The sequence below is a fragment of the Leisingera daeponensis DSM 23529 genome (assembly GCF_000473145.1).
Taxonomy (GTDB): Bacteria; Pseudomonadota; Alphaproteobacteria; order Rhodobacterales; family Rhodobacteraceae; genus Leisingera; species Leisingera daeponensis.
Map to the genome: position 1 here is coordinate 628,617 of NZ_KI421500.1, position 16,309 is coordinate 644,925.

Here is a 16,309-nt window from a genome sequence, read left to right on the forward strand (position 1 = left end):
GCGTCAGGGGGCTGGACCTGAGGCGCGGGATTGGGATACTCGCTTGCAGTATTTCGCAGGAACCCGCCGGTGCCCAAAGTCATTATCCATCTGCGCAAAAAGCATCTTGAAAGCGACCTTTCACGCGGTTTCCTGCAGCTTTACGGCGTGATCCAGCAGATGCTGGCGGCAGAGGGGATCGGCTGTGACATCCGCGCCTTGGAGGGCGGCATCACCAGCCGCATGCGGCAGGTTCCCGGCCATCGCTTCAATGATGGCAATCTGCACATTCTGGATGACCGCAACGTGCAGATGCCCAATGTGCTGAATGCGGCCTTGGCGTATCTGGACGGCTTCTGGCATCTGGACCCGGAGGGAACCCGCGGGTTCAGCTCCATCGCGGCCCGGGAATTCCGGGAGGACATGATCCCTTACCAGTACGCCAAGCAGTTCTACGGGCGGCTGCAACGGACGTGGAAGGATGCCCGCCGGACCCGGTACAGCGCGCCAAGGGAGCGGGAGGATATTCCGCAGGGGTGTATCTCGGTATTTTTCCAGGGATCTTACCCGGTCCGGACCGGGGCAACAGCATTTACCGATATCGCCATGCTGCAGGATGTGCTGCAGGGGGCGGGAAGCAAGACCGTTCTGGTCAAGCCGCATCCCTTGCTGGCGAGCATCGCAACCATGGCGGAGCTGGCGGAGATTGCGGCAGGGGACAGCCGGGTGGTGATCAGTGGCGCCAACATCCACGATATTCTCGCCGCCAGCTGCGTGACCGTCTCGGTCAACTCGACGGCGGCGATGGAAGGGTTTCTGCACCGGACGCCTGCCATTCTCTATGGCACCTCCGATTTTCACCACATGGCGGAAACCATCACCGGGCCGGGGCAGTTTGCCGGGGCGCTGGAGCGGGCGCTCGCGCGCAAAGGCGGCTATGCGCAGTTCCTGACCTGGTATTTCCGCAAGAACTGCCTGGAAATCGGCGCGCCGGACCTGGAGCAGCGGATCTGGGAGATCTTTGGCCGCGCGGGCTTCCCGCGGGAACGATTCACGGCGGGGCAGGCAGCGGACCCGCTGGCGAAGCGCTAGGCGGCAGGTCTTTGCTCTGGCGCTATTCCGGACCTTGGCGGCCCGCGCTGTTTCTGGCAGCCTGTCCGGCAAAAGCCCTGCTGCAAAAGGCAGGCGGCAATCAGCAGAACGGGCAGAATACATGAACATCACACGGCGTCATTTCGGGTTTGGTCTTGCAGCGTTTGGGCTCACGGCCTGCAGCAGCACGGTGCCGGCAGGGGGCAGCTCCCGCAGCACCGGCCTGCCCGCGGATCTGCGGCCGGTGCCCAATGCCGGATATGACCGGTGGGTGGCGGCCTTCCGGTCCCGGGCTGAGGCCAGGGGCATTTCCCAATCCACCCTGCGCGCCGCCTTCCGCGGGGCCGGGTATCTGCCGGGGGTCATCAAGCGCGACCGCAACCAGACCGAGTTCAAGCGCTCGCTGGAGGACTACCTGTCCATCGCCGTCTCGGACGAGCGGCTGGCCAAGGGCCGCGCCGCCTTTGCCCGTCATGGCGCCACACTGCAGGCGCTGGAGCGGGCCTATGGCGTTGATGCGGAAATCATCTGCGCCATCTGGGGGCTTGAGAGCTTCTTCGGCGAGCGCCGCGGTGACGTGCCGGTGATCTCCGCCACCTCGACGCTGGCCTATGACGGGCGGCGCGGGGCGTTTTTTGAAAAGCAGCTGCTGGCGGCGCTGAAGATCCTGCAAAGCGGTGACATCACCCCCGCCCGGATGACGGGCAGCTGGGCCGGCGCCATGGGGCACACCCAGTTCATTCCGACCTCCTACCAGGCCTTTGCGGTGGATTTCACCGGCGACGGGCGGCGCGATATCTGGTCGGAGGATCCCAGCGACGCGCTGGCCTCCACCGCCGCCTATCTGCAAAGGAACGGCTGGACGCGCGGGCTGAAATGGGGCGGCGAGGCCTGGGCGCCCGGCACTCCCGCAGGCCGCATCCTCCAGCCGCAGGCGGGCGGGCCGAAGTTTGCCGTCACCAGCAATTTCAACGCCATCAAGCGCTACAACAACTCGGATGCCTACGCGATCGGGGTGGGCCACCTGGCGGACCGTATTGCCGGAGGCGGCCCGCTGCGGACCGGCTTCCCGCCGGACTCCTACGGGCTGACCAAAGATGACCGCATCCTGCTGCAGAAACGCCTGACGGCCAAAGGCTTCGATACCGGCGGTGCCGATGGCGTGCTGGGCCCGAAAAGCCGCGCTGCGATCAGCGGCTACCAGTCCAGCCGCGGCCTGCCGGTGACCGGCGATCCGTCCCCGGCGCTGCTGGCCAGTCTGAACTAGGGGCAGGGAGGATCAGAACGCGGCGCCGGTGCCCTGCAGCACGCCATGCTCCAGCGCATAGCGGGTGAGGCCGGCGGTGGAGGATATGCCCAGCTTGCGCTTGATGTTCTTGCGGTGGGTTTCGACGGTTCTGACAGAGATATCAAGCGCTTGGGCGACTTCCTTGTTGGATTTGCCCTGCGCCAGCTCCAGCAGGATGGTCTGCTCGCGCCCGGTCAGCGCCTCGCGGGCGCCGTTGTCCTTGGGCTTCAGGGAGCCGGCCGCACCGGTGCAGAGATAGGTCTGCCCCTCCATCACCGCGTCAATGGCCTGCTTGATCTCATCCGTCGGCACGTCCTTCAGCACATAACCCATCGCGCCGTGGCTCAGCGCGGTGGAGATGTATTCGGCGCTGTCATGCATCGACAGGATCAGAATGCGGGTGCCGGGATGCTGTTCCAGAATGATCTCGGTGGCGCTGAGACCACCGAGCTTGGGCATGTTCAGGTCCATCAGCACCACGTCCGGCGCCAGCCTGCCCATCTGGTTCACCGCATCGCGGCCATCGGTCAGCGAGCCGACCACCTGAATATCGTCATAGCTCTCCAGAATCGACTGGATGCCTTCGGCCACCATCGGGTGGTCATCCACGATCAGAACCTTCACCGGATCAGCCATCATTCCCCCAATGCAGCATTCCATCTCCCGGAAGCCTCGCAGCTTGCAGTAACCTGCCCGGTCACGGCAGTTGTGCAGGCGTTCCCTCCTCGCCCGGCGGCAGCAGGTGGCTGAGAGGCAGGCTTGCCTCGATCACCGTGCCGCTTTGGGTGCCCCGTGATGACAGAATGCGCAACGTGCCGTCAAGCTGCTCAATCCGCTCCTGCATGTTGCGCAGGCCGATCCCGGGGCCGGTGCGGGCATCCCTGGGCGGCAGGCCGCGGCCATTGTCGGTGATGCGCATGGTGGCGCCCTTGGTATGGCCGCGCAGATCGATGCTGACCTTGGTGGCCTCCGCATGGCGTTCGATGTTGGTCAGCGCCTCCTGGGCGATGCGGTAGAGCGCAATCTTGGAATCCTGATCCAGCCGGTTGCGGAACACCACGGTGGAGAACGCCGTCTCGATCCCGGTGCGGGCCGCGAAATCATCGGTCAGCGCCTTCAGCGCAGGCCCCAGGCCAAGATCATCCAGCACGCCGGGGCGCAGGTCGCGGCTGATCCGGCGCACCTCGGTGATGGCCGTCAGCAGGCTTTCGGTGCCTTTCTCCAGGGGCGCCGCCGCGCCCTCGCCATCGCCGCGCGACAGGCGGCGGCGGGTGTTGTCCAGCGCATAGCGTACCCCGACCAGCAGTTGGCTGATCCCGTCATGCAGCTCCCGCGCCACCCGGCCGCGCTCCTCCTCCTGGGCGTCGAACACCCGCTGGGTCAGCTCCTTCAGCTTGGCATCCGCCAGCCGCCGCTCGCGGATGTTCAGGAACATGCCGGAGGCAAAAACCAGCCCCAGCGATATGAGCGTGATCGCCCCGATATAAAGGAAGGTGCGCCGCACCCGCGCCTCCACCTCCGCCCGCGAGGCGGCGACGGTGGCCAGCACATCGTCAATGAACACGCCAGTGCCGATCGCCCATTGCCAGTCCTGCAGCCCCAGCACATAGGCGATCATCTGCGCCTCCTCGCCGGTGGAGGGCTTCTCCCAGGTGAAACTGTGCCAGCCCGCCCCGTCGCGGGCCAGGCGGATGAACTCATCCACCACCGGCACGCCTTCGCTGTCAGTAAGGCCCGCCCAGTTGCGGTTGATGAATTCGGTCTGCCGCGGGCTGACCAGGTTGGTGCCGTCATAGTCGTAGACAAAGAAGAACCCGTCCTTGCCGTAGATCATCGCGCTGAGGATCTGGGTAACCTGTTCCTTTGCTACGGCATCATCGGGTGCCGCCAGGCCATAGATATGGGCAAAGCCGTTGCGGGCCTGGGTCACATAATTGCGCAGCTCCGCCTTCTTGGCGGCCAGCAGCTGCATTTCCAGCGCCTGGATCTCGCGCTCTGCCAAGGCGCGCGACTGATAGCCCACCAGAACCGCAATCGCCGTGCCTGCCACGATCAGCGGCAAGGTCATCAAAAGCGACAGTTTCTGCGCGTAGGTAGGGCGCAAAAGTGTTTGGAACAGACGCATCAATGGGGTCCCGGAATTGGTCAGAAACTTGTACCGAATCATTGTCCGGCCGCCCAGAGGAATCAAAGGCACGCGACACATTTGCGCCCCTGAGGTGTGCCGCCGTTCAGTGATTCGCGCCAGAAATGCGCCAACTGACCCGCCGCAGCCGCGAAAAACGTGCCGTTCTACGCAGTACTAGGTATTCACATAAAATTCGCCGCCGCTAGGCTGGCCGCACTCGAACCGATCCGCCCGGGGGGGACCTTCCGGGCAATCCGAATGATAATGGGAGGAATACTTTATGGATCGCCGTTCTTTTTTGAAGACGTCCGCACTGGGCGGCTCCGCCGCAGCAGCCAGCACCCTGGCCGCGCCGGCATATGCCCAGGGCAAGCGCACGCTGACCATGGTCACCACCTGGGGCCGCGGTCTGGCCGGTGTGCATGATTCCGCGCAATATGTTGCCGACTCCATCACGGCCATGTCCGGTGGCGATCTGACCGTTGACGTGAAAGCCGCAGGCGAGCTGGTCGGCGCGTTCGAAGTGTTCGACGCCGTGACCGCAGGCCAGGCCGACATGTACCACGCTGCCGACTATTATTTCGTCAGCCAGCACCCGGGCTATGCGTATTTCACCGCGGTGCCCTTTGGCATGACCCCGCAGGAGCTGACCAACTGGTACTACCACGGCGAAGGCATGGCGCTGCATGATGAGCTGGGCCAGATCTTTGGCCTGAAGTCCTTCATCGGCGGCAACACCGGCCCGCAGTCCGGCGGCTGGTTCAACAAGGAAATCTCTGGCCCCGAAGACTTCAACGGCCTGAAGTTCCGGATGCCGGGCCTGGGCGGCAAGGCGCTGGGCAAGCTGGGCGCCTCGGTGCAGAACATTCCGGGTTCCGAAGTGTATCAGGCGCTGTCCTCCGGCGCCATCGACGGCACCGAGTGGATCGGCCCCTGGGCGGACGAGAAGGCTGGTTTCCAGGAAATCACCAAGACCTACTACACCGCGGGCTTCCACGAGCCGGGCGCGGCGCTGTCGGTTGCCACCAACCGCGAAGTGTTCGAAGGCCTGTCGCCGGCCCATCAGAAGATCATCGAGATGGCATCGGCCGCCGGCCACCAGTGGAGCCTGGCGCAGTTCATGAACAACAACGGTGCAGCGCTGCAGCGCCTGCAGTCCGGCGGCGTCAAGACCCTGGAATTCCCGGAAAGCGTTTGGGACGCCTTCGGCAAGGCCACCAAGGAAACCCTGGACGAATTCATGGGCGACGAGCTGTTCGCGAAAATCCGCGGCAGCGTCGAGTCCTCGATGAAAGCCTCCTCGGGCTGGATCACCAAATCCGAAGGCGCCTACCGCGTTCAGCGCGACCGCGTCCTGGCCTGATCCGCCTGACCGGCATTAACCGGATCCCCCGCCGCAGGCGGGGGATCCACATGCAGTTGCCCGTAGCGCGGGAAGGCCGGCCAGCAGTGCCGTGTGCCCAAGCCCCCTGCCGCAACTTCGCAGCAATCTTCCGGGGGAAACATGCAGGAAGAGAGTGGCATCACCTTCTTTGGCGCAATCTGGGGCGGACTTGTCTGGCTGATCCAGAACATCGCCGGCGCCTTTTATAATCTCGGCTACGCCGTCACCCATCCGCAGCTTTGGCTCGACTGGTCCGACAAGGCTTCGATCATGCGCTTCGTCTACTATGGCGGCTCGGTCGAATTCTTCTTTGTCGTGTTCACCACCTTCCTGGTGCTGACCGCCATCGGCCTCTATTTCCGCGGCTTCATGTGGGCCATGGTCCGCGGGCTGGAGGGGATGGCCAACACCATTGGCCGTTTCTTTGCCTGGGCGGGGCTTTTGATGGTGGTGCAGCAGATCATCATCGTCTTCATGCAGCGCGTGTTCGCGCGGCCCGACATCAGCTTCGGCTTTGGCATCCCGTTCAGCCAGGACATCAGCTGGTTTGCCGAGGAATTGAAGTTTTACAATGCCTTGGTCGTCTGTCTTTGCGTGACCTACACCTTTGTGCAGGGCGGCCATGTGCGGGTGGACCTGATCTATTCCGGCATCAGCTTCCGCGCCAAAAAGGTCGTGGACATGGTCGGCTCGCTGATCTTCATGATGCCTGCCGCGGTGCTGACGTGGATGTACGGCTGGTTCTTCCTGTGGCGGCACCTGATCGTGCCGAACCCCTCGGCCTCGGACACGCTGGAGCGGCTGGTGATGAAATCCCGCGCGCTGCGCTGGAACGTGGAAACCATCGGCTTCAGCCCCAACGGGTTCAACGCCTACTTCCTGTTCAAGATCCTGCTGATCGCCTTCGCGGGCCTCGTATTCCTGCACGCCATTGCCTTCTTCTACCGCTCCTTCCTGGAGTTCGTGGAAGGCCCGGGCAGCGAAAACAAATACCTCGACAAGGACAGCCTTGGAGAGGGTGAAGAAGCCTACGAAGGCACGCATTAAGGGACGTCGGAAACATGCTATTTGGACTTGATGGCGTCGAGATCGGCCTGCTCATCGTATTTTTCTGCCTCTTCGGGGGTATCCTTTCCGGCTTCCCGGTGGCCTTTGCCATCGGCGGTGCCGGGATCATCTCCTTCGGGATCATCGCCGCGCTGGACAGCGCGGGCATCCTGATCCACCAGGCCATCGACACCTCGTCGCAGGCCTACCGAGACCTGGTGAACTCTGGAGTCAGGCCTGACAAGGTCTCGATCTTCCGGTACCCGGACTTGCCGCGAATGGCGGAACCGGTGTTCGCCCAGGGCTGGGAAGTGGCGCTGGACCGCAACGTCTCCTTCATCGTCAACCGGATGAACGAGCGGGTGCTGGCGGGCGCGTCGATTGAAACCCTGCTGGCGGTGCTGATGTTCGTTCTGATGGGCATCACCCTGGAGCGCTCGAAGATCGCCAACGACCTGCTGACCACCATGGCACGCGTCTTTGGCCCGCTGCCCGGCGGTCTGGCGGTGTCGATCGTGGTTGTGGGCGCGTTCCTTGCGGCTTCCACCGGCATCGTCGGCGCAACCGTGGTGACCATGGGCCTGCTGGCGCTGCCCACCATGCTGCGCAACAACTACTCGCCGGAACTGGCGACCGGCGTGATCGCCGCCTCCGGCACCCTTGGCCAGATCATTCCGCCGTCCATCGTGATCGTTCTCTTGGGCACGCTGGCGGGCGACCTCTATTCCACCGCGCAGGAAACCCGCGCGATGGAGGCGGGCTGCTCTGACGCGCTGACGTATCTGGGCGAGCCGGCGGTGGTTTCGGTCGGCACCTTGTTCCAGGCGGCGCTGCTGCCGGGCATCCTGCTGGCGATCCTCTATGCCACCTATGCCTTTGGCTATGCGCTGCTGAACCCGCACAAGGCGCCCGCGGTCGCCATCGAAGGCGGCACCGGCGAAGTGATCACCCGCAACGAGGGCCTGACCTGGTTCCTGGCGGTTCCGGCCGCGCTGATCGGCGGCGCGATCCTGCTGTCGAGCTTTAACGTGATCGGCAGCCAGAACATCACCGTCTCGACTTTCTCCGATGCTGGTGAGACCGCCTCGCTGCGCACCACGGTCGGGCCTCAGTGCAAGGAGGCCATGATCGAGCTGCACGGGCAGGACGCCTGGGATGCTGCCGTGGCGGAACAGGAAGCCATCGACGCGGCTGGCGGCGTGGCTCTGTCTGCGAGGCTGAGCGAGGAGCAAATCGCCGCGGCCCGCGAAGCCAAGATCGCCGCTGCGGCGCCGATTGGCACCGGCATCAGCGTGATCATGATCCTGCTGGGCCTGGTGCTGGCGTTCGGGCGCGGCGTGGCACCGTCGCGCGATGCCAAGCCGCTGATCCTTGGCGCGATCGGGGTCCTGCTGATTGCGCTGGTGGATCTGGTGGCGATTGGGCCGACCACCTCGGCGGGCGTGACCGTTCTGTGGATTGCGCTGCCGCTGGCGCTGGCGCTGTGGGGCTGCCGCGAGGCCGCCGCGCGCTGCGCGGGCAACGATCTGATCCGGGTGGTGTTCCCGCCGCTGGTTCTGATCGTGGCGGTTTTGGGCTCGATCCTGGGCGGCATCACCAACCCGACGCCTGCCGCGGCGCTGGGGGCAGGCGGCGCGATCATGCTGGCGGCCTACCGCAAGCTGAAGGATGAAGGCCGCTCCGGCAGCATCATCATCTGGTCCACCTTTGCGGTGATGCTGTGCATCCTGGTCGGCATGAACTTCGACCTGCGGGTGAACCAGGGCGGCGTCAGCGTCGAAAGCTGGATTGCCTTCCTCGTGGCCTACGCTGCTTATCTCTATGCGCTGTTCGGGCTGCTCTATGGCTGCTGGGTTCTGTTCCGCTCCGGCGTGCTGACCCCGGTGGTACGGGAAACCGCCAAGGTGACCTCGATGGTCTTCACCATCCTGATCGGCTCGCAGCTCTTGAACCTGGTGGTGATCTCCTTTGGCGGCGAGCACTACATCCAGCAGTTCCTGAAGAGCTTCGACAACGAGATGACGGTCTTCCTGATCGTGATGCTGGTCTTGTTCTTCCTGGGCTTCGTTCTGGACTTCCTGGAGATCATCTACATCGTGATCCCGATTGTCGGGCCGGTGATCTATGGCGGGTCGTTCGATCCGAAATGGGTGACCATCATGGTGGCGGTGAACCTGCAGACCTCGTTCCTGACACCGCCCTTCGGCTTTGCGCTGTTCTACCTGCGCGGGGTCGCCCCCAAGGAGGTGACGACGGCGCATATCTACCGCGGGATCGTGCCCTTCGTGCTGATCCAGGTGGTGGGGATCGGTATCCTCTGGGCCTTCCCGTCGATCGTGACCATCGTGCCTGCGCTGATCCCGAACTGATCCGGCGGCAGTCTAAGAAAACGGAAAAGGGGCCCCAAGCGGGCCCCTTTGCTTTTCCTGCCGGGGGAGGGGCGCTGCCCCTCTGCGCGATGCGCATTCACCCCGGGATATTTTCAGCCAGATGAACGAGGGATCCTTGCGGAGACGGTCAGGCCCGCGGGCCGGCTCAGGCGAACTGGATCAGGTCCCAGCGGTTGCCGAAGGGGTCGCGCCAGACCGCTACGGTGCCATAAAGCTCCTGCCGCGGGTCCTCTTCGAAGGTCACGCCTTGAGCCAGCATCGCAGCGTGGTCGCGGGCGAAATCATCGCTGGCCAGGAACAGCCCGACACGGCCGCCGAACTGGTTGCCGATGGCAGCTTCCTGCTCGGCGCCTTCGGCGCGGGCCAGCACCAGGCTGCCCTGCGCAGCGCCCGGTGGCAGGATCCGCACCCAGCGCTTGGCGCCCTGATCAATATCCTCAGCCAGCTGCCAGCCAAGGCGGCCGCAGTAAAAGGCGATGGCGGCGTCATAATCCGGCACCACCAGCGAGACGGCGTGGAGATGCTGCATCAGCGGCTGCGGTGGATGGGCTGTTCGGGCAACTGGATATTGGCGACCTGTTCGGCAATCGGATCGGTCGACAGCGGATGGCTGGCGGCCTCGAACTCCGACGGGTCGGTCATTTTCGTCCATCCGCTTTGGTGATAAATCTCAAGGCCGGAGAACTTGGCCTTGTATCCCATTTTCTGGCTGCCGGGGACCCAATAGCCCAGATAGACGTAAGGCAAACCGGCCTCCCGCGCGATCTGGATATGATCCAGGATCATGAAGGTGCCGAGCGAGTTCTTCGGCTGGTCCGGCGCATAGAACGAGTAGACCATGCTGAGGCCGTCTTCCAGCACATCCGTGAGCGATACCGCGGTCAGGCGGTTGCTGCCCGCCTCGGCATACTCCACCACCCGGCTGCGCACCGGGGTTTCCTCGATCATTGCGGCGTATTCGAACACATCCATGTCGGCCATGCCGCCATCGGCGTGACGGCTGTCCAGATAGCTGCGGAACAGCGCAAACTGGTCCTCGGTCGCCCAGGGCGAAGTCGCCCGCCGCTCCAGATGGGCGTTGCGTTTCAGGGTGCGTTTCTGGCTGCGCGTCGGGGAGAAGGCCGACACGTCGATCCGGGCCGACAGGCAGGCCGAGCATTCCGAGCAGGAGGGCCGGTAGAGCACATTCTGCGAGCGCCGGAAGCCCTGCTGGCTGAGGCTGTTGTTGAGCTGTTCCACCCCGTCGCCCTGCAGTGCAGTGAACAGCTTCCGCTCCATCCGGCCGCCCAGATAGGGGCAGGGCTGCGGCGCTGTCACGTAAAACTGCGGTGCAATGGGAAGGGTATGGCGCATCGGAACTCTTCAGCGGTTTCGCAGGAAAGATGGAACAGGCAGCAGCTACTTCAAGTGATGATAGCAACGCGGTTCCGGTGCGCCAAGTAGCCTTGTGGAAAATGGTTTAACGGACGCTTGCCGTTTTCATTCAAACCCGCCGGTTCAGCATGACGGTGCCGAGGAAATGGTCCGTCAGGCCCTGGCCGCGCGGCGAGGTCAGCATCAGGATGATCGAGATCACTTGCAGCACCGGGAAGCCCAGAGACAGCGAATAGCCCGCAGTGTGCAGCGCTGCCATGCCGCTGTCGAGCCGCTGGCCCGCGCTGTCGCGCAGCTCAATCCCGGCAAAGCGCATCCCCCAGGTCGCGGAGCCGTTCGCAATGGTCACGGTCCGGTAGGCAAAGCCAACCGCCAGATACAGAAGCGGCCAGACCAGGAGCCCGGTGAAGGCGGTCAGCAGCACTGCGCCGGCGCTGAGCGTAAAGATCAGGATGCTGTCGATGACCCAGGCGATCAGCCGCTTGGCGGGTACAGACGCATAGAATTCTGCCTGGTAGTCGGGATCGGGCAGGGCGGTCATGTATGGGATCCTTTGCTAAAGGAAGAGACAGGAAGCGGAAGCCCCGCCCGGGCGGGGCGGGGCAGCCGGAGGTGGGGCGGAGATTAGCGGCGCTTGGGTTCGCCGCGGTCTTCGTCCTCATCCGCCGCGTCATCGCCGTGATCTGCGGCGCGGGCGCGGTCATCCATGAACTGGTCGAACTCGGCCTTGTCCTTGGCGTCGCGCAGGCGCTCCAGGAAGGCTTCGAAGTCATGCTGCTCCTGTTCCAGGCGGCGCAGCGTGTCGGCCTTGTAGGCATCAAAGGCGCTGTTGCCCGAGGGTTTCATCGCCGAGAAGCCGTGGCGTGCCCAGGTCTTGCTTTGGTGGCTGCAGGAGAATTTGCTGAACATGCGTTTGCTCCAGATCATGTAGAAGAGAAGGGCCAGACCGACCGGCCAGAAGAACACGAAGCCAAGCACCATGGCGGCAATCCAGGCGCCTTTGCCCTTGCTGTCCAGCCAGGCTTCGCTGCGGGAAAACCAGCCCTGCACCGGTGTGTGGCGGGCGGTCGGGGTGAAACTCGTCATCGGGGTCCTCCAGGTTTCGGGTGTATGTAAATCCCTTTCACATCACTGCATATCGGAAGCCGCGGCGGGGGTTTCAAGCCCGTATGTGAATCTTTTTCACATGGTCCCCGCCCGGCGCGTCATTTCGGCCATTGACGCGGCGGTGGCGCAGGAACAGTGTCGGGAGCATGACGACCGCCCTGCAGATCACCCGCCTTCCCCGTCCCTTTGACCCTCATCTAGGCGCCGAGGCGCGCGCGCTGGTGCCCGCCCTGTCCGGCGATCTGGCCGATCTGGTGGCCGGGGCCTGCGGCTCCAGCCCCTATCTCACGGAACTCACCGCGCGGGAGGCGGACTGGCTGCCGGAGGCGCTGCAGGACCCCGGCGCGGCGCTTCAGGCCGTTCTGGCGGACTGCCGAGCGCTGGAGGGCGTGCAGCTGAAGCCCGGCCTGCGCCAGGCGAAAAGGCGGCTGGCGCTGCTGACCGCGCTTTGCGACCTCAGCGGCGGCTGGAGCCTGGAGCAGGTGACCGGCGCGCTGACCGATTTCGGGGCGCTCTGCGCAGATGTGGCCATCAAGTCGGAAATCGCCAATCTGATCCGCCGCAGGAAACTGCCGGGCCTGACGGAGGATGACATCGCGACCGCGGGCGGCCTCTCCATTCTGGCGATGGGCAAGATGGGCGCGCATGAGCTGAACTACAGCTCCGACATCGATCTGATCTGCCTGTTCGACGAAACCCGGTTCGACCCGGATGATTTCTATGAGGCGCGCCAGGGCATGGTGCGCGCGACGAAGAACATGTGCGCCGCGCTCAGCGACCGCACCGGCGACGGCTATGTGTTCCGCACCGACCTGCGGCTGCGCCCGGACCCGGCAGTCACGCCCGTCTGCCTGGCGATGGAGGCGGCGGAGCGCTACTACGAGAGCCTTGGCCGCACCTGGGAGCGCGCCGCCTATATCAAGGCGCGCCCCTGTGCCGGCGATATTGCTGCGGGGGAGCGGTTCCTGCACACGTTGCGGCCCTTTGTCTGGCGGCGGCACCTGGATTTCGCCGCCATCCAGGACGCCCATGACATCCGCTTGCGCATCCGGGAAAGCAAGGGCACCGGCGGCGCGCTGAGCGTGCCGGGGCACGACATGAAACTGGGCCGCGGCGGCATCCGCGAGATCGAATTCTTCACCCAGACCCGGCAGCTCATCGCGGGCGGGCGCGATGAATCGCTGCGCCTGCGCGGCACTGTCGAGGGGCTGGCGGCGCTGGCGGACAAGGGCTGGGTGCCGCAGGACGCGGCAGAGCAGCTGGCCGCGCATTACCGCGCTCACCGCGAGGTCGAGCACCGGATCCAGATGGTGCATGACGCCCAGACCCACCGGATGCCGAAATCCGAGGACGGCATCGCCCGCATCGCCTGCCTGATGGACCGCGACCCGGAACCGCTGATGGCGGAAATAAAGGAGCGCCTGGAACAGGTGCACGCGCTGACCGAAGGGTTCTTCTCCGGGGGCGCCGCCCCGCGGCCCGCGGCGCTGCCCGAGGAAACGGCAGAGCTTGACGGCGCCGTCATCGCCCGCTGGCCGACCTACCCGGCGCTGCGCTCCGCCCGCGGTGCGCAGATCTTCGAACGGCTCAAGCCGGAGCTGCTGGCCCGCGTTGCCAGAACCGCCAAGCCGGGCGAAACCCTGCTGGCGCTCGATGGCTTCCTGGCCGGGCTGCCTGCCGGGGTGCAGCTGTTTTCGCTGTTTGGCGCCAATCCGCAGCTGATTGACCTGCTGATCGACATTGCCGGCACCTCCCGCGAGCTTGCCAGCTTTCTGTCGCGCAACTCCGCCGTGTTCGATGCAGTGATCGGCGGGGCCTTCTTTGACCCATGGCCCGGCGCCGCCCGGCTGAAGGCCGAGCTGGCCCGCCGGCTGGCCCTGGAAGGCGACTACGAAGCCCGGCTCGACGCCACCCGCCGCTGGAGCAAGGAGTGGCACTTCCGCATCGGGGTCCATCACTTGCGCGGGCTGATCGACGGCCAGCAGGCCGGGGCGCAATACGCCGAACTGGCCGAAGTGGTGATCGCCGGGATCACCCCGGAAGTGGTGGATCACTTCGCCCGCAAGCACGGCCCCGCGCCGGGCCGCGGCGCGGCGGTGCTGGCGATGGGCTCGCTTGGCGCCGGGCAGATCCATGCGCAATCCGACCTCGACATCATCGTGATCTACGACCCCGGCACGGCGGAGATGTCGGAGGGCAAGCGCCCGCTGGCCACGCGCCCTTATTACGCCCGTCTCACCCAGGCCTTTGTCACCGCGCTGTCGGCGCCGATGTCGCAGGGCCGCCTCTATGAGGTCGACATGCGGCTGCGCCCCTCTGGCACACAAGGGCCAGTGGCGGTCAGCCTGGCGGGTTTCACCCTCTACCAGCAGAACGAGGCCTGGGTGTGGGAGCATCTGGCGCTGACCCGCGCCCGGGTGGTCGCCGGAGAGGCCAGCCTGGCCGCAGAGATCGAGGATTTCCGTGCGGGCCTCCTGGCGCAGCCGAGGCAGCGCGGCGAGGTGCTGCAGGAGGTGGCGCAGATGCGCGCGCGGCTTGCTGCCGCCAAGACGCCGGCGGGGGTCTGGGATGCCAAGAACGGGCCCGGGCGGATGATGGATGTGGAGCTGATCTCACAGGCGGGCGCGCTGACCTCCGGCTCCGGCGCGCGCGATGTGGCCGCGGGCCTGGCGGGGGCTGTCGCTGCCGGATGGCTGAATGACGCGGATGCGGAATACCTCGGTGCCAGTTACCGGCTATTCTGGTCGGTGCAATGCGCGGCGCGGCTGCTCTCCGGCAAGGTCATCGAGGCCGATGACATCGGCGAGGGCGGGGCGCAGTTCCTCTGCCGCACCACCGGCTATGCCCGGCTCGATGCGCTGGAGCAGGAGCTGCAGGCCCGCTACACCGGCTGCGCTGCGATCATAGCGGACGCCGTGCAAGGGGAAGGAACGGATGAAGGGCAGCAGTGAACACGACCCGCGCGGTCTGATCTACGAATCCTACCGGATCGACGGCATCACCGGCGCGCAATGCCGCAGTATCTTCTTCGACTGGGCGCTTGGCATGGACGCCGCCCGCGACAGCCCAGCCGATATTCAGGCGCTGCTGGAGCTATACGGCAAGGACCAGCCGGACCACCCGATGACGGCGGTGCTGCGCGATGGCCTGCAGGGCGCGGAAAAGCCGCGCCGCCGCGGCGGCTGGCGCTCGCGCGAGCGGTGACGGACCCGCGCCAGGGCGCCAGCCTGCGCGCCGGTTCTGCGGCGCCGGGGCCAAACGGCCTCTTTCCCTGTTTCAGGGTTACGGATATGAGGGGGCCATGACAGCCTCCCCTGATGCGCTCCAGCGCCCCCGCGTGAAAATGAAGCCCAAGTCCAACGCCCGCGCCATCCGGCACGGGTTTCCCTGGGTTTATGCCAACGAACTGGTGACCGACCGCCGCACCCGCAAGCTGGTGCCGGGCACGCTGGCGGTGCTGGAGGATGAGGCGCAGCGCCCGCTGGGTCTGGTCTCGGTCAACCCCGAAAGCAAGATCATTGCCCGGATGCTCGACCGCGACCCGGAAGCGGTGATCAATCAGGCCTGGTTCGCAGACCGCCTGTCCAGCGCGCAGGAGATGCGCGAGCGCCTGTATGACGCGCCCTTCTACCGGCTGGTCCACGCGGAATCCGACGGGCTGCCCGGCGTGGTGATCGACCGTTTCGGCGCAGCCTGCGTGGTGCAGCCCAACGCCGCCTGGGCCGAAGCGCATCTGGACATGCTCACCGCCGCACTCGCCGAGGTGACAGGCGCCGAGCTTATCCTGAAAAACGCCTCCGGCCGCACCCGCTCCCTGGAAGGGCTGGACGATCAGAACCAGACCCTGCGGGGCGAGGCCCCCGCCGCGCCGGTGCCGGTCCGGATGAACGGCGCCACCTATATGGCTGATCTCACCGGCGGCCAGAAAACCGGCCTGTTCTTCGACCAGCGCGAAAACCACGCCTTCGCGGCGCGGCTGACCGCGCCGGGCGCCCGGGTGCTGGATGTATTCTCCCACGTCGGCGGCTTCGGCCTGGCCATGCTGGCAGGCGGGGCAGGGCAGGCGACTTGCGTGGACGGCTCTGCGGCTGCGCTGGAACTGGCTGCCCAAGGCGCCGAGGCCGGCGGTTTCAAGGACAAGTTCACCGCCCGCCAGGGCGACGCCTTCGATGTGCTCACGGCGCTGGTGGAAGAGGGCGAAAGCTTCGACGTTGTGATCTGCGACCCGCCTGCCTTTGCCCCCTCGAAACAGGCGCTGGAAGCGGGCCTGCGCGCCTATGAACGCGTTGCCAAACTGGCGGCCCCCTTGGTGAAACCCGGCGGCTACCTCGGCCTCTGCTCCTGCTCGCACGCCGCCGATCTCGCCAGGTTCCGCAACTCTTCCGCCCGCGGCATCGGCAAGGCGGGCCGCCGCGGCCAGCTCATTCACACCGGCTATGCAGGCCCCGACCACCCGCAGCTGCCGCAGCTGGCGGAAAGCGGCTATCTGAAGGCCGTGTTCTTCCGGCTGGACTGATCTG

Annotated in this window: 14 protein-coding genes; 8 read left to right on the forward strand and 6 right to left on the reverse strand. The window is 65.5% G+C overall.

Annotated features, from left to right (window positions below; all coding sequences use genetic code 11):
• Window positions 1-69 precede the first annotated feature (69 nt).
• Both DAEP_RS0103450 and DAEP_RS0103455 read left to right on the forward strand, forming a co-directional pair.
• Entirely contained in the window at window positions 70-1,071 is a 1,002-nt protein-coding gene (locus DAEP_RS0103450) for a capsular polysaccharide export protein, LipB/KpsS family (RefSeq protein ID WP_027243688.1), read from the forward strand.
• Window positions 1,072-1,192: 121 nt separating this feature from the next.
• Window positions 1,193-2,338, forward strand: a complete 1,146-nt coding sequence (locus DAEP_RS0103455; protein WP_027243689.1) for a lytic murein transglycosylase — start codon at window positions 1,193-1,195, stop codon at window positions 2,336-2,338.
• A gap of 12 nt (window positions 2,339-2,350) precedes the next feature.
• On the opposite strand, the gene DAEP_RS0103460 is transcribed toward DAEP_RS0103455, so the two are convergent.
• Both DAEP_RS0103460 and DAEP_RS0103465 read right to left on the reverse strand, forming a co-directional pair.
• Window positions 2,351-2,995, reverse strand: coding sequence for a response regulator transcription factor (locus tag DAEP_RS0103460; protein WP_008553820.1), 645 nt, complete (start codon window positions 2,993-2,995; stop codon window positions 2,351-2,353).
• A 61-nt stretch (window positions 2,996-3,056) separates the two neighbouring features.
• Window positions 3,057-4,484 (reverse strand): cache domain-containing protein, encoded by a 1,428-nt coding sequence (locus tag DAEP_RS0103465; protein WP_008554677.1) that lies wholly within the window; start codon window positions 4,482-4,484, stop codon window positions 3,057-3,059.
• A 283-nt stretch (window positions 4,485-4,767) separates the two neighbouring features.
• Here DAEP_RS0103465 and DAEP_RS0103470 point away from each other — a divergent pair, with 283 nt between their 5' ends.
• The 3 genes from DAEP_RS0103470 (at window position 4,768) to DAEP_RS0103480 (ending at window position 9,287) form a co-directional block, all read left to right on the forward strand.
• Window positions 4,768-5,850, forward strand: a complete 1,083-nt coding sequence (locus DAEP_RS0103470; RefSeq protein WP_008556786.1) for a TRAP transporter substrate-binding protein — start codon at window positions 4,768-4,770, stop codon at window positions 5,848-5,850.
• A gap of 141 nt (window positions 5,851-5,991) precedes the next feature.
• A complete protein-coding gene (locus DAEP_RS0103475; RefSeq protein ID WP_027243690.1) occupies window positions 5,992-6,918 on the forward strand; it encodes a TRAP transporter small permease subunit in 927 nt (308 codons plus the stop codon).
• 14 nt (window positions 6,919-6,932) lie between these two features.
• Entirely contained in the window at window positions 6,933-9,287 is a 2,355-nt protein-coding gene (locus DAEP_RS0103480) for a TRAP transporter large permease (protein WP_008557598.1), read from the forward strand.
• A 166-nt stretch (window positions 9,288-9,453) separates the two neighbouring features.
• On the opposite strand, the gene DAEP_RS0103485 is transcribed toward DAEP_RS0103480, so the two are convergent.
• The 4 genes from DAEP_RS0103485 to DAEP_RS0103500 all read right to left on the reverse strand — a co-directional run bounded on the left by DAEP_RS0103485 (window position 9,454) and on the right by DAEP_RS0103500 (window position 11,768).
• Window positions 9,454-9,837 (reverse strand): VOC family protein, encoded by a 384-nt coding sequence (locus tag DAEP_RS0103485; protein WP_027243691.1) that lies wholly within the window; start codon window positions 9,835-9,837, stop codon window positions 9,454-9,456.
• Window positions 9,837-10,661: an arginyltransferase gene (locus DAEP_RS0103490; RefSeq protein ID WP_027243692.1), complete on the reverse strand. Its 825-nt coding sequence runs from the start codon at window positions 10,659-10,661 to the stop codon at window positions 9,837-9,839. Before DAEP_RS0103490 ends, DAEP_RS0103485 begins: the two co-directional genes overlap by 1 nt.
• 130 nt (window positions 10,662-10,791) lie before the next feature.
• The gene (locus DAEP_RS0103495; RefSeq protein ID WP_008553980.1) at window positions 10,792-11,223 is read right to left on the reverse strand and encodes an RDD family protein; all 432 of its coding nucleotides are present in this window, start codon (window positions 11,221-11,223) and stop codon (window positions 10,792-10,794) included.
• A gap of 83 nt (window positions 11,224-11,306) precedes the next feature.
• Entirely contained in the window at window positions 11,307-11,768 is a 462-nt protein-coding gene (locus DAEP_RS0103500; protein WP_027243693.1) for a DUF2852 domain-containing protein, read from the reverse strand.
• Window positions 11,769-11,935: 167 nt separating this feature from the next.
• Between DAEP_RS0103500 and DAEP_RS0103505 the strand changes: the two genes are divergently transcribed.
• The 3 genes from DAEP_RS0103505 (at window position 11,936) to DAEP_RS0103515 (ending at window position 16,305) form a co-directional block, all read left to right on the forward strand.
• Complete coding sequence (locus DAEP_RS0103505; protein WP_027243694.1) at window positions 11,936-14,740, forward strand: [protein-PII] uridylyltransferase family protein; 2,805 nt, start codon at window positions 11,936-11,938, stop codon at window positions 14,738-14,740.
• Window positions 14,724-14,993 (forward strand): hypothetical protein, encoded by a 270-nt coding sequence (locus tag DAEP_RS0103510; RefSeq protein WP_027243695.1) that lies wholly within the window; start codon window positions 14,724-14,726, stop codon window positions 14,991-14,993. The genes DAEP_RS0103505 and DAEP_RS0103510 overlap by 17 nt, the downstream gene beginning before the upstream one ends.
• 97 nt (window positions 14,994-15,090) lie before the next feature.
• Window positions 15,091-16,305, forward strand: coding sequence for an RSP_2647 family RNA methyltransferase (locus tag DAEP_RS0103515; RefSeq protein ID WP_027243696.1), 1,215 nt, complete (start codon window positions 15,091-15,093; stop codon window positions 16,303-16,305).
• Window positions 16,306-16,309: the final 4 nt, after the last annotated feature.